Origin of the sequence: Streptomyces sp. NPDC048696 (genome assembly GCF_043198895.1) — a bacterium.
Lineage (GTDB): Bacteria > Actinomycetota > Actinomycetes > Streptomycetales > Streptomycetaceae > Streptomyces.
Window position 1 is genome coordinate 105,154 of the sequence record NZ_JBICVJ010000017.1, and the last position, 13,554, is coordinate 118,707.

General features: G+C 72.6%; 10 protein-coding genes. 7 read left to right on the forward strand and 3 right to left on the reverse strand.

Annotation, left to right across the window (positions count from 1 at the left end):
* Positions 1 to 43: 43 nt before the first annotated feature.
* The 3 genes from ACGFRG_RS30050 (at position 44) to ACGFRG_RS30060 (ending at position 3,770) form a co-directional block, all read left to right on the forward strand.
* The gene (locus tag ACGFRG_RS30050) at positions 44 to 871 is read left to right on the forward strand and encodes an enoyl-CoA hydratase family protein (RefSeq protein ID WP_361426289.1); all 828 of its coding nucleotides are present in this window, start codon (positions 44 to 46) and stop codon (positions 869 to 871) included.
* A complete protein-coding gene (locus ACGFRG_RS30055) occupies positions 856 to 3,186 on the forward strand; it encodes a bifunctional salicylyl-CoA 5-hydroxylase/oxidoreductase (protein WP_393268935.1) in 2,331 nt (776 codons plus the stop codon). Before ACGFRG_RS30050 ends, ACGFRG_RS30055 begins: the two co-directional genes overlap by 16 nt.
* A 128-nt stretch (positions 3,187 to 3,314) precedes the next feature.
* Positions 3,315 to 3,770 (forward strand): TerB family tellurite resistance protein, encoded by a 456-nt coding sequence (locus ACGFRG_RS30060; RefSeq protein WP_361426295.1) that lies wholly within the window; start codon positions 3,315 to 3,317, stop codon positions 3,768 to 3,770.
* Between the two features lie 130 nt (positions 3,771 to 3,900).
* On the opposite strand, the gene ACGFRG_RS30065 is transcribed toward ACGFRG_RS30060, so the two are convergent.
* Positions 3,901 to 4,809, reverse strand: coding sequence for a PaaX family transcriptional regulator C-terminal domain-containing protein (locus tag ACGFRG_RS30065; RefSeq protein ID WP_361426298.1), 909 nt, complete (start codon positions 4,807 to 4,809; stop codon positions 3,901 to 3,903).
* A gap of 4 nt (positions 4,810 to 4,813) precedes the next feature.
* Entirely contained in the window at positions 4,814 to 6,433 is a 1,620-nt protein-coding gene (locus tag ACGFRG_RS30070; protein ID WP_393268940.1) for an AMP-binding protein, read from the reverse strand.
* A gap of 163 nt (positions 6,434 to 6,596) precedes the next feature.
* On the opposite strand from ACGFRG_RS30070, the gene ACGFRG_RS30075 reads away from it, so the two are divergent.
* Together ACGFRG_RS30075 and ACGFRG_RS30080 are read left to right on the forward strand one after the other, a co-directional pair.
* Positions 6,597 to 7,706, forward strand: a complete 1,110-nt coding sequence (locus tag ACGFRG_RS30075; protein WP_361426304.1) for an acyl-CoA dehydrogenase family protein — start codon at positions 6,597 to 6,599, stop codon at positions 7,704 to 7,706.
* Positions 7,703 to 8,101, forward strand: a complete 399-nt coding sequence (locus tag ACGFRG_RS30080) for a RidA family protein (protein ID WP_361426307.1) — start codon at positions 7,703 to 7,705, stop codon at positions 8,099 to 8,101. Before ACGFRG_RS30075 ends, ACGFRG_RS30080 begins: the two co-directional genes overlap by 4 nt.
* A gap of 167 nt (positions 8,102 to 8,268) precedes the next feature.
* Here ACGFRG_RS30080 and ACGFRG_RS30085 read toward each other — a convergent pair whose 3' ends face one another.
* A complete protein-coding gene (locus ACGFRG_RS30085; protein WP_393268944.1) occupies positions 8,269 to 9,654 on the reverse strand; it encodes an aminopeptidase P family protein in 1,386 nt (461 codons plus the stop codon).
* 243 nt (positions 9,655 to 9,897) lie between these two features.
* Between ACGFRG_RS30085 and ACGFRG_RS30090 the strand changes: the two genes are divergently transcribed.
* Positions 9,898 to 12,255, forward strand: a complete 2,358-nt coding sequence (locus tag ACGFRG_RS30090) for a collagenase (protein ID WP_393269008.1) — start codon at positions 9,898 to 9,900, stop codon at positions 12,253 to 12,255.
* 79 nt (positions 12,256 to 12,334) lie between these two features.
* The gene (locus ACGFRG_RS30095) at positions 12,335 to 13,489 is read left to right on the forward strand and encodes an NAD(P)/FAD-dependent oxidoreductase (RefSeq protein WP_393268947.1); all 1,155 of its coding nucleotides are present in this window, start codon (positions 12,335 to 12,337) and stop codon (positions 13,487 to 13,489) included.
* The last annotated feature ends 65 nt before the right edge of the window (positions 13,490 to 13,554 follow it).

Here is a 13,554-nt window from a genome sequence, read left to right on the forward strand (position 1 = left end):
CGAGGGGCAGGCATCTGTCGGCTTGCTGAGGAGGCCGCACTCCATGAGCCCGTTTCCCAGCTCCGCGCCCCGCACCGAAGACTGGCGCCACCTGCGGCTGACCGTGGTGGACGGGGTCGCGACCGTCACCCTCGCCCGGCCCGAGAAGCTGAACGCGCTCACCTTCGGGGCCTATGCGGACCTGCGTGATCTGCTCGCCGAGCTCGCCCGGGAGCGCGCCGTGCGGGCCCTGGTGCTCGCCGGCGAGGGGCGCGGGTTCTGCTCCGGCGGCGACGTCGACGAGATCATCGGCGCGACCCTGGCGATGGACACCTCCCAGCTGCTCGACTTCAACCGGATGACCGGACAGGTCGTCCGGGCCCTCCGCGAATGCCCCTTCCCGGTGATCGCGGCGGTCCACGGCGTCGCGGCCGGAGCGGGCGCGGTCCTGGCGCTCGCCGCCGACTTCCGCATCGCCGATCCCTCGGCCCGGTTCTCGTTCCTGTTCACCAAGGTGGGCCTGTCCGGCGGCGACATGGGCGCCGCCTATCTGCTGCCGCGCGTCGTCGGGCTCGGGCACGCCACCCGGCTGCTGATGCTCGGCGAACCGGTCCGGGCCCCCGAGGCCGAACGGATCGGCCTGATCAGCGAGTTGACGGACGAGGGGCAGGCCGACGCGCGCGCCGCCGAGCTCGCCCGGCACCTCGCCGCCGGCCCCGCCCTCGCCTACGCGCAGACCAAGGCGCTGCTCACGGCCGAGCTCGACATGCCGCTCGCGGCCGCCGTCGAACTCGACGCCGCCACCCAGGCCCTGCTGATGAACGGCCAGGACTACGCCGAGTTCCACGCCGCCTTCACCGAGAAGCGGCCCCCCAAATGGCAGGGGCGCTGACCGTGCCGGGCCGCCGGGACGACGGCCCCGACCCCGCCGCACGAGCGCTGCGGATCGCCGTCGTCGGCGGCGGCCCCGGCGGGCTCTACGCCGCCGCCCTGCTCAAACGGCTCGACCCCGACCGCGAGATCACCCTCTGGGAGCGCAACGCCCCGCACGACACCTTCGGCTTCGGTGTCGTCCTCTCCGACGAGACCCTCGGCGGGATCGAGCACGCCGACCCCGTGGTGTACGAGGCGCTGCGCGCCGAGTTCGTACGGTGGGACGACATCGACATCGTCCACCGGGGTCGCACGCTCACCTCCGGCGGACACGGCTTCGCCGCGCTCGGACGACGCAGGCTCCTGGAGATCCTGCACAAGCGCTGCCGCACGCTCGGTGTGGAGCTCCGGTTCCGGACCGAGGCCCCGCCCGCCGCCGAACTCGCCGCCGAGTACGACCTGGTGATCGCCGCCGACGGAGTGCACAGCCTCACCCGTGAGGCGCACGCCGCGCATTTCGCGCCGCGCGTCACCGGCCACCGCTGCCGCTATATCTGGCTCGCCGCCGACTTCGCTTTCGACTCCTTCCGCTTCGAGATCGCCGAGACCGAGCACGGCGTGATGCAACTGCACGGCTACCCGTTCAGCGCCGACGCCTCCACCGTCATCGTCGAGATGCGCGAAGAGGTGTGGCGGGCCGCCGGGTTCGCCGAGCTCGACGAGCAGACCTCGGCCGACCGCTGCGCCAAGATCTTCGCGGACACCCTGGACGGCCGGTCCCTGCGCGGCAACAAATCCGCCTGGACCGCGTTCCGCACGGTCGTCAACGAGCACTGGTCGCACGCCAACACCGTCCTGCTCGGCGACGCCGCCCACACCGCGCACTTCTCCATCGGCTCCGGCACCAAGCTCGCGGTCGAGGACGCCCTGGCGCTGGCCGCCTGCGTCGAGGAGCAGCCGAGTCTGCCGGCCGCCCTAGCAGCGTACGAGAGCGAGCGCCGGCCCGTCGTCGAGTCGACCCAGCGCGCGGCCGTGGCCAGCCTGCGCTGGTTCGAGGAGCTGAGGCTCTACCTCGACCAGCCGCCACGGCAGTTCGCGTTCAACCTGCTCACCCGCAGCCGCCGGGTCACGCACGACAATCTGCGGCTGCGTGATCCCGCGTTCACCGGCACGGTGGAGCGCGCCTTCGACTGCCCGCCCGACACGCCTCCGATGTTCACCCCCTTCCGGCTGCGCGGACTTGAGCTGCGCAACCGTGTCGTCGTCTCCGCCATGGACATGTACTCCGCCGTGGACGGCGTCCCCGGTGACTTCCATCTCGTCCACCTCGGCGCCCGGGCCCTGGGAGGCGCGGGCCTGGTGATGACCGAGATGGTGTGCGTGAGCGCGCCGGGCCGGATCACTCCGGGCTGCACCGGCCTCTACACCCCCGAGCAGGCCAAGGCCTGGCGCCGGGTCACCGACTTCGTCCACCGACAGGCCCCGGGGACGGCCATCGGTGTCCAGCTCGGCCACTCCGGGCGCAAGGGCTCGACCAAGCTGATGTGGGAGGGCATCGACGAGCCGCTGGACGACGGCAACTGGTCCGTTGTCGCCGCCTCGCCGATCCCGTACCGACCGGGTGTCAACCAGGTCCCGCACGCGCTCGACCGCGCGGGGCTGACCGACATCCGCGAGCAGTTCGCCGCGGCGGCCTGGCGGGCCGCCCGCTGCGACTTCGACCTGCTGGAACTGCACTGCGCCCACGGTTATCTGCTCTCGGGCTTTCTCTCCCCTCTCACCAACCAACGCACGGACAGATACGGGGGTTCCCTCGCGGGCCGACTGCGTTTTCCGCTGGAGGTGTTCGACTCGCTGCGGGGCATCTGGCCCGACGACAGGCCCATGACGGTGCGGATCTCCGCCACCGACTGGGCGGCGGGCGGCACCAGCGCCGAGGAGGCCGTCGAGATCGCCCGCGCGTTCGCCGCGCACGGCGCCGACGCGATCGACGTGTCGACCGGCCAGGTCGTCGCGGACGAGCGCCCCGAGTTCGGCCGCTCGTACCAGACGCCGTACGCCGACCGGATCCGCAACACGCTGGGGATCCCCGTCATCGCGGTCGGGGCGATCTCCTCCTGGGACGACGTGAACTCCCTGCTGCTCGCGGGCCGCGCCGACCTCTGCGCCCTGGGCCGCCCCCATCTCTACGACCCCAACTGGACGCTGCACGCGGCGGCCGAGCAGGGATACACGGGCCCCGGCGCGCCCTGGCCGCAGCCGTACCGCGCGGGCAGCCGCAAGCCGCCGACGGGGCGTACCGACGCACCCCGGCCGAGGCTCACCTTGAAGTGACGCGGCACGTGACACGGCACCTGACGCGGCAAAGGGCACGGCATGTGCCGCGCCGTGGGAACCATTCGGCCGCTCCATGAGTTTCCACAGCGTTGTAGAAGTGACCAGCGAAAGCAGATGGAGTACCGATGGCCCTGTGGGACCGCTTCAAGGAGTCCGCGTCGACGATGCAGACGCAGCTCGTGGCCAAGAAGAACGACCTGAAGAGCGGGGCGTTCCGGGACGCCAGCATGGCGATGTGCGCCCTCGTCGCGGCCGCCGACGGCACCGTCGACCCCTCCGAGCGTCGCCGGGTCGCCCAGCTCATCGCCACCAACGAGGTGCTGCAGAACTTCCCGGCCGACGACCTTCAGCGCCGCTTCGACGACTACCTGAACAAGCTCACCGCCGACTTCGACTTCGGCAAGGTCAGCGTGCTCCAGGAGGTCGCCAAGGCGAAGAAGAAGCCCGCCGAGGCGCGCGCGGTGATCCAGATAGGCATCGTCATCGGCGGCGCCGACGGCGACTTCGACAAGACCGAGCAGGCCGTCGTCCGCGAGGCCTGCTACACGCTGGACCTGCCCCCGGCCGAGTTCGACCTGTAGGGACGCCACTCCGTCACCCTCGTCGTCGTGACCCGCAGCGCGACGACGAGTACGACGGTCGCGTTCGCCGACGGCAGTGGCTTCCGGCTCGCCCTGCCCTCTCGCCTTCGGGCGCGCCCGCCCTGATCCGTCAGATCGTGTCCGTGGCGGAAGGCCCCCGGACGGTGGTGTCGGGCCCCTCCTCGCTGGCGGAAGGTCCCTGCACGGCGGCGTCAGGTCCCTGCACGAACGCCGCGCCCGCGTCCCGCAGCTTGGTGTGCAGTCGGCGGAAGACCTCCGCCGAGCGCTCGCCGGGCCAGTTGGGCGGCAGCAGCGCGGTGGGCAGGCCCGGGTCCGCGTACGGCAGGCGGCGCCAGGAGTCCAGGGCCAGCAGATAGTCCCGGTAGGCCTCTTCGGGAGGTACCCCGGCCGAGGGCGAGGTGTGCGCGCGCGTCTCCCAGCCCCGCAGCACCGGCTCGTGCAGGCCCAGGAACTCCTCGTGCTGCTTGGCGATCGCCGCCAGGTCCCACCACCGGGCGACCGCCTCGGCCGTCGGTGCGAAGCCCAGGTGCTCGCCCCGGAACAGATCGACGTACGGCGCGAGTTGGAGCCGTTCCAGGGTGTGCCGGGTCTCCTCGTACAGCCGCGCGGGGGCGATCCACACACCCGGCGCCGCCGTGCCGAAGCCGAGCCCCGCGAGGCGGGAGCGCAGCACATGGCGCTTGTTGCGCTCGGACTCCGGCACCGAGAAGACGGCCAGCACCCAGCCCTCACGCGCGCGTGGCCGCGGGTGCGGATAGATGCGGCGGTCGCCGTCGTCGAGCAGCTGGCGCGCGTCGGCGGAGAGCGCGTACCCGGCGGCGCCCGCGGTGGTCCGCTCTGGCACCAGCAGCCCGCGCCGTTTGAGCCGGGACACCGACGACCGCACGGACGGCGCGTCGACGCCGACGGCGGCGAGCAGTCGGATCAGCTCGGCGACCGCGAGGGAACCCTCCTTCTCGCGTCCGTACGCGCCGTAGAGGGTGACGATCAGGGATCGGGGAGTGTGCTGCTCGGCCACGTGATCACTCTAGGGCCCGCAGCCGGAAGCGCTGCAGCTTGCCGGTCGGCGTCCGGGGGAGCGCGTCCAGGAACACCACCTCGCGCGGGCACTTGTACGGGGCGAGTTCGGCCTTCACATGGTCGCGCAGCAGCCCGGCCGTGGCCTCGCCCGCCACCACGCCCTCGCGCAGCACGCAGTAGGCGACGACCACCTGTCCGCGCGCCTCGTCCGGGCGGCCGATCACCGCCGTCTCCACCACATCCGGGTGGCGCAGCAGGGCGTCCTCGACCTCCGGGCCCGCGATGTTGTAACCGGCCGAGATGATCATGTCGTCGGCGCGGGCCACATAGCGGAAGTAGCCGTCCGGCTCGCGCACATAGGTGTCCCCGGTGAGGTTCCAGCCTCCTTTGACGTACTCCGACTGGCGGGGGTCGGCCAGATAGCGGCAGCCGACCGGTCCGCGCACGGCGAGCAGGCCCGGCTCGCCGTCGAGCACCGGCTGACCCTTGGTGTCCACCACGCGCGCGTGCCACCCCGGCACGGGCTTGCCGGTGGCGCCCGGTCTGATGTCGTCGTCCGCCGCCGAGATGAAGATGTGCAGCAGTTCGGTGGCCCCGATGCCGTTGATGATGCTCAGCCCGGTCCGCTCCCGCCAGGCGCGCCAGGTCGCGGCGGGCAGGTTCTCGCCGGCCGACACACAGCGCCGCAGCGCCCCCACGTCGTATCCGTCCAGCTCGTCCAGCATCGCCCGGTAGGCGGTCGGGGCGGTGAACAGGACGGAGACCCGGTGGCGGGCGAGCGCGGGCAACAGCTGCTGGGGACCGGCCTGTTCGAGCAGCAGCGACGAGGCGCCCGCCCGCATCGGGAAGACGACGAGCCCGCCGAGGCCGAAGGTGAAGCCGAGCGGCGGGCTGCCCGCGAAGACGTCGTCGGGCTCTGGCCGCAGCACATGGCGGGCGAAGGTGTCCGCGATGGCCAGCACGTCCCGGTGGAAGTGCATGCACCCTTTGGGGCGGCCGGTGGTGCCCGAGGTGAAGGCGATCAGGGCGACGTCGTCGGCGGCCGTGGCCACGGCGGTGTACGGGGTGTCCGGCACGCGCGCGTCGGCGAGCCGCAGCAGATCGTCGCCGCCGTCACCCCCGTAGGGGGTGACGCGAAGGCCCGGAACGGCGGCCCGCTCCAGGTCCGCCAGCGACCGCGCGTCGCACAGGGCGTGCTCGATCCGGGCGATCTCGCAGATGGTGGCGAGCTCGTGCGCCCGCTGCTGGGCCAGTACGGTCACGGCCACCGCACCCGCCTTCATCACCGCGAGCCAGCAGGCGGCCAGCCACGGCGTGGTCGGCCCGCGCAGCAGCACCCGGTTGCCGGGGACCACGCCGAGGCCGCTGGTGAGGGTGTGGGCGATCCGGTCGACCCGGCCGCGCAGCTCCCCGTACGTCCACAGACCGCCCTCGGCGGTGCGGAAGACGGGCCGGTCCGCGCCGAACCGCTCGATCGTGCGGTCCAGGAGCTCGGCGCCGCAGTTGAGCCGCTCGGGGTAGCGCAGCTCGGGGAGGTCGAAGACCAGTTCCGGCCACTGATCGGCGGGCGGCAGATGGTCGCGGGAAAACGTGTCGGCATGCGCTGAGGTCTTCAGCTCCATACGGGATCGCCCCCTTGTCGCATCTGGAGCGTATCGTTTGGATGACGACAGTCAACGGTTCGCGATAGGAGTGGGGTAGGGGGAACACGCGCGGTCAGAGCGGGACACAGGGGCGCGCGGCGCGGACCACAGCGAGACTGGACGCGAGACGAGAGGGGCCGCCATGCCCGCATTCGCGCTGGAGCCGGAACAGCTGGAGTGGTGCGCACGGCTGCGCGGCACGGCCGAGGAGCGGCTCCGTCCCCTCGTCGACAAGGGTGACCCGGGGCGCGTCAACCGGCCACTCGTCGCCGCCCTCGGCGAGCTGGGTCTGCTGGAGCGACTGTTCACCTCCGGCGCGCTGGGCCTGTGTCTGATGCGCGAGTCACTGGCGTACGCGTGCACCGAGGCGGAGACCGCGCTCGCCCTCCAGGGCCTCGGCGCCCACCCCGTGGCCGCGCACGGCACCGAGGCGCAGCGCGCCCGCTGGCTGCCCGAGGTCACCAGCGGCCGGGCCGTCGCCGCCTTCGCGCTGAGCGAGGCGGACGCGGGCTCGGACGCCGCGGCCCTCGCCCTCAAGGCCGAGCCGGACGGCGCCGGTTGGCGCCTGAGCGGCGAGAAGCGCTGGATCTCGAACGCGCCCGAGGCGGACTTCTGCACGGTGTTCGCCCGCACGACGGACGGGGCCGGCGCGCGCGGAGTGACCGCCTTCCTGGTCCCCGCCGACCGCCCCGGGCTCGGCGGCGCCGCCCTCGACATGCTCTCGCCGCACCCGATCGGGGCGCTCACCTTCGACGGCGTGCGGGTCGGCGCGGACGACGTGCTCGGCGAGCCGGACCGGGGATTCAGGGTCGCCATGGGCACGCTGAACCTGTTCCGGCCGAGCGTCGGCGCGTTCGCGGTCGGCATGGCGCAGGCCGCGCTGGACGCGACCGTCGCGCACACCGCGCGCCGCACCGCGTTCGGCGGCCCGCTCAAGGACCTCCAGGCGGTCGCGCACCAGGTCGCCGAGATGGCGACGCGCACGGAGGCGGCGCGGCTGCTGGTGTACGGGGCGGCGGCCGCGTACGACCGGGGCGCGGCGGAGGTTCCCAAGTACGCGGCCATGGCGAAGCTGCTCGCCACGGAGACCGCCCAGTACGTCGTCGACGCGGCCGTCCAGCTGCACGGCGCGCGGGCGCTGCAACGCGGCCATCTGCTCGAACACCTCTACCGGGAGGTGCGCGCGCCGCGCATCTACGAGGGTGCGACCGAGGTGCAGCGCACCATCATCGCGAAGGAGCTGTACCGATGAGCCTGCACCGGGTGAACCCCGCCGAGCTCTCCCCGCCCACCGGCTTCAGCCACGCCGTCACCGCGACCGGGAGCCGGGTGGTCTTCCTCGCCGGGCAGACCGCGCTCGACGCGGACGGCAAGGTGGTCGGCGAGACGCTGCCCGAGCAGTTCCGGACCGCGCTCACCAACCTCCTGGCCGCCCTGGCCGCCGCCGGTGGCACCCCCGCCGACCTGGCCCGGGTCACCGTGTACGCCACGGACGTCGCCGAGTACCGCGCTCAGGCCCACGAACTCGGCCGCATCTGGCGCCGGTTGGCCGGGCGCGACTACCCGGCGATGGCCGTGATCGGGGTCGTACGGCTCTGGGACGAGCAGGCGATGGTGGAACTGGACGGGTTCGCGATGCTGGAGTGAACGTCTGGGCCGAGGCATGACAACCGCCCCGACCCGCGCCCGCACCGGCGCCCGCACCGGCACCCGCACCGGCACCCGCACCGGCATCCGCACCCGCACCGGCATCCGCACCCGCACCGGCATCCGCACCCGGACCCGCGCCCGCATCAAGGCTCCCGCCTCTCCCGTCACCCCTCCAACAGCGTCCCCATCCACTCCTCGATCCCCGCCACCGTGCGCGGCAGCGCGCCCGACATCAGGCGGGCGCCGTCCGCCGTGATCACTAGGTCGTCCTCGATGCGGACGCCCATGCCGCGCAGTTCGGCGGGGAGCGTCTCGTCGTCGGGCTGGAGGTAGAGGCCCGGCTCGACGGTGAGCACCTGGCCCTCCTCCAGGACGCCGTCCAGATAGGTCTCGGTGCGCGCCTTGGCGCAGTCGTGGACGTCGAGGCCGAGCATATGGCCGCTGCTGCACAGGGTGTAGCGCCGGTGCAGATCGCCGTCCGGGCTCTTGAGGACGCCCCACTCGGTCAGCCCCTCCGAGATGACCCGCATCCCCGCGCGGTGGAAGTCGCGGAAGCTCGCGCCGGGCCGCAGCGCCGCCATGCCCGCTTCCTGGGCGGCGAGCACGAGTTCGTACACCTGGCGCTGTACGGGGGAGAAGCGGCCGGAGAGGGGGAGCGTGCGGGTGATGTCGGCGGTGTACAGGGTGTCCGTCTCCACGCCCGCGTCGAGCAGCAGCAGGCGGGACGCATCCAGCGGGCCGTCGTTGCGGATCCAGTGCAGCACGCACGCGTGGGCGCCGGAAGCGACGATCGTGTCGTACCCCGTGCCGTTGCCCTCGGCACGCGCGCGCAGGCCGAAGACGCCTTCCAGCCAGCGCTCACCGCGCGCGTGGGAGAAGGCCTTCGGCAGGGCGCGCACGACGTCCTCGAACCCGTCGGTGGTGTAGTCGACCGCGAGTTGCAGCTGCTCGACCTCCCAGGCGTCCTTGACCAGGCGCAACTCGGAGAGCGCGGCCGCCAGTTCCGGGTCGGTGGCGGCGTCGCGGCCGCCGGGGCCCAGCTCGTCGAGGTGGGCGCAGCGCAGTCCGGTGAGGCGTTCGGTCTCGGCGAGGTCGGGGCGGCGGCCGACCCAGAACTCGCCGTAGCGCCGGTCGCGGTAGAACTCGTCGCTGACGCCGTCGCGCGGTGAGCGCGGGCGCAGATACAGCACCGCCTCGTGGCCGTGCGGCCCGGACGGCTCCAGGACCAGGACGTGGCCCACCTGGTCCTCGCCGGTCAGACCGGTCAGCCAGGCGTACGCGCTGTGCGGCCGGAAGCGGTGGTCGCAGTCGTTGGAGCGGACCTTCAACTCGCCGGCGGGAACGATCAGCCGCTCCCCGGGGAAGCGGGCGGACAGCCGCGCGCGGCGGGCCGGGGTGACGGAGAACCCCGCCACGCGCGCGTCGGCGGGCAGCGGCGAGGGCGCCCAGTCGGCGGCCATGAAGGCGGCCAACTCCGGGGAAACGGGGAGGTCATGGCTGCCGGTGTGGAGGCGGGCCGGGGTGTTGGGGCGGGCCGGTGTCGCGGTCATCAGCGGCTCCCTGGGTAACGGGCGGGGAAAGGAGTGATGCACAGGGGTTGTCAGTGCAATTTCACATTACTATGTTACAGCTCACGTTACGGCTCGTCAGTCCCCCAAGTGCCGTATGAGCTCCGGAAATCCATCTGGCACGGCCTGACCAGCACCATCGCTGCGAGCCGCAGCGCCGTACCTCCCCGCACCGCAGCGCCACCCCCCATTTCACCTCCCACACAGGAGACTTCGGTGTCCCAGCTGTCCCAGCTCAGATCCGTGCGCAAGCCCCTGCTCTCCGCCGCCGTCGCGGCGACCCTGCTCGTCACCGCCGGGCAGTTCGCCCCGGGCGCGCACGCACAGCCGAACACCGCCAAGGCGGACGCCTCCCGGGCGCTCCCGGCCGCCCTCGCCGGGCGCACCGCCCCCGCCACCGGCCAGGAAGCCAACCCCTTCGACGAGGTGCAGCACCTCGGCAAGGCCGTCAAGCAGACGGCCAAGCCGCTGCCCGCCCCGGGCGGCCTGGGGGACGGCCGCGTCGCGGGCCCGCAGACCAAGGCGGCCGCCCCGACCCGGACCCCGCTGCGCGCGGCCGGAGTCGCCTGCACCCTCGACGGCGTCACCGGTCTGTCCCCGCAGGGGCTCGCCGACTTCCTCACCGACCCGGCCGTCACCGCCGACGGCTGTCTGCGCGGGCTCATCTGGACCTGGGACGCGCGTCTGGCGCCGGTCATGTCGCGGGCCCACGTCCAGGCCGTCGCCAACCGCGCCGCGAGCCTCGCCGCCACCCACGACGGCAGGAACAGCAGTCACCTCCTGGAGCTGTTCACCTACTTGCACGCGGTCGCGTACCAGGACTTCTCGCACGACGAGGTCGACATCAGCGACGCGCCCACGCTCGCGGCGATACGCCAGGCCGTCGACGCGCTCGGCTCCGCCGCGCACACCTTCGACGTCACCTCGACGAACGCCCAGACCCTGCGCGAGGCGCTGTACGCGGCGAGCGCGCCCGGCCTTCGCCAGTACCAACTGCCGCTGATCCAGCGGGTGCTGGCGACCATGGCGCCGGGGTCCGCCAGCGCCACCAACGCGGACTGGTCCGGTCCCGTGCTCGCCGCGCTCTCGGTGAACTACCTCGGTATCTACCCGGGCAACAACGACACCGCGTTCCGGACCGCCGTGGCCGCCGCCCCCGCCTACCGCGCCGCCTTCCGCGCCTTCTCCGGCTACACCCACCTCAAGGGCACGGCCAATGAGTGGGTGCCGCGCGACGCCCTGTCGGAGTACGGCCGCTTCGGTCAGATCGACTCGCTCAAGAGCGCGATCGTCCCCGACCTCGGCACGCTGCTGCCGGCCGCCGAGAAGAGCTTCGGCAAGATGAGCGCGCCCTGGATGTCGCTCGCCACCTGGCTCAACTTCTACGGCGACTGCGCCGCCTTCAACGTGTGCAAGGACCAGGTCGAGAAGCAGCTGTTCACCCACACGTACAGCTACGACAACGGCGCCATCCAGGTCCGCACCGCCCTCGACCGGGCCACCGTCGACCAGCTCTACTACGCGAGCAAGCAGGTCAAGACGCAGTTCTTCCGGGTGCTGGGCACCGACAAGCCGCTCGCGGGGGACACCAACTCCACGCTCCACATCCACCTGTACGCCTCGCGCGCCGACTACGAGGTCTTCCAGCCGTTCCTCACCGGCTACTCGACCAACAACGGCGGTATGTACATCGAGGACGGCGCCACGTTCTACACGTATCAGCGCCGGGTCCCGCAGGACTCCACGCTCACCCTCGAAGAGCTCTTCCGGCACGAGTACACGCACTACCTCAACGGCCGCTGGGCGGTGCCCGGGCTGTTCGGACAGGGCGCCTGGTTCACCGGCGACCGCACCACCGCCATGGTCGAGGGGACCGCCGAGTTCTTCGACGGGGGTACCCGCGACGACGGCATCGCCGTGCGCAAGTCGCTGGTCAAGGGTGTCATCGCGGACACCGCGAACGGCGGCCCGCGCATGAGCGTCGAGCAGCTGCTGCACTCCACGTACGACGGCGACGGCTTCCGCTTCTACAACTACGCGGGCACGTTCTTCGAGTTCCTGTGGAACGAGCACCCGTCGCTGCTGCGGGAGATGTACGGCTATCTGCGCGCCGACGACCCCAAGGGCTTCGACGCCTGGCGCGAGCGGATGGGCCACGACGCCGAGATCCAGAAGGCGTACGACACGTTCCTGGACGAGCAGATAGCCAAGGTGGACACCTTGTACGTGCCCCACACGACGTACACCCCCAACGCCAAGCTCCGCTACTCCCGGGCGTCCGACGTCCGCAAGGCGTTCGCCAAAGCCACCTACAGCAACCCCGACTGCGTCGACAACGGCGACCCGGGCAAGCACCGCTTCATCTGTACGGGCAGGATCACCGCGCGCCTCGCCGACGCGAACGACGCCGACCAGGTCTTCGAGGACATGTCCGGCACCGTCGACTCCTTCCTCCTCGACCGGGCGGGGAACGCGGCGAACAACTTCGCCGACATGAACTGCTACTTCGGCACGGTCGACATCTGGGCCAACAAGCAGGGCGGCACGTCCACTTACAGCTGCGAGGGCCCGCTGCGCAGCTGACGCCGGGAACCCGGGGGCCGGGGCGACACCGACCGCTCCGGCCCTTGGCCGCGTCAGAAGAATGTGACATATTACTGTGGTGCCCAAGAGACACCCCCTGGACGCCGTGATCGTCGGCGCCGGAGTCGTCGGAGCGGCCTGCGCGTACTACGCCGGCCGCTCCGGGCTCGGTGTCGCCGTGGTCGACCGCGGCCCCGTCGCGTGCGGCACCACGGGTGCGGGGGAAGGCCATCTGCTCGTCTCCGACAAGGAGCCGGGTCCCGAGCTCGACCTCGCGCTGCTGTCCACCCGACTCTGGCGCGACCTCGCCCACGTCCTCCCACCGGAGACGGAGTACGAACGCAGGGGCGGTCTCGTCGTGGCGCCCGACGAGGCCGCTCTCGCGGCGCTGCGCGCCTTCGCCGCGCGGCAGCGCGAAGCGGGCGTGGACGCGCGAGAGGTCACGCCCGACCGCATGTACGACCTGGAGCCGTATCTGGCCCCGGACCTCGCGGGCGCCGTCCACTACCCGCAGGACGCCCAGGTCGACCCGGTGCGGGCGGCAGCCCAACTCCTGCGCGCGGCACGCCATTTCGGCGCCGAGATCAGACTCGGCGAGGAGGCCCGGGAGGTCCTGCTCGGCCCGGACGGCCGGGTGCGGGGGGTGCGCACCGCGCAGGGCGACCTGTTGGCGCCCGCCGTCGTCAACGCCGCCGGAATCCGCGGCGGCGAGGTCGCCGAGCTCGCCGGCGCCACCCTGCCCGTGCGGCCCGGGCACGGCTTCCTCCTGGTCACCGAACCGCTGCCGCGTGTCGTACGGCAGCGGGTGTACGGCGCCGACCGCGAAGGCGGCTCGGCGGCCATCGAGGCGACGGCGTCGGGCCAGATCCTCATCGGCGCCGCCCGCGGCCGCGCGGGCGGCGAACGGCCGCTGTCCGCGGAGGGGTTGCACCGCCTGTCCGGCCGGGCCGCCGCGCTCTTCCCGTTCCTCGCGGGCGTCCGCACCATCCGTACCTACCGGGGTTCCTGGCCCTGTCTGCCCGACCGGCTGCCCGCGATCGGCCCGGACCCGCGGGTGCCGGGGTTGCTGCACGCCTGCGGCCACCAGGACGCGGGCATCGGGCTCGCGCCGGGCACCGGGCTGCTGATCGCCTCGGCGCTGCGGGGCCAGCGCCCCGCCCTCGACCTGCGGCCGTTCCGGCCCGACCGCTTCGCGCGCGTGGACGCCGAGGGGCTGCCCGCCTCTGTGAGCTGAGCGGGATCGCGCTTGTCCGGACACCCATCCGGGGGGTGAGTGTCCGATGACCCCCGTACGGCCCT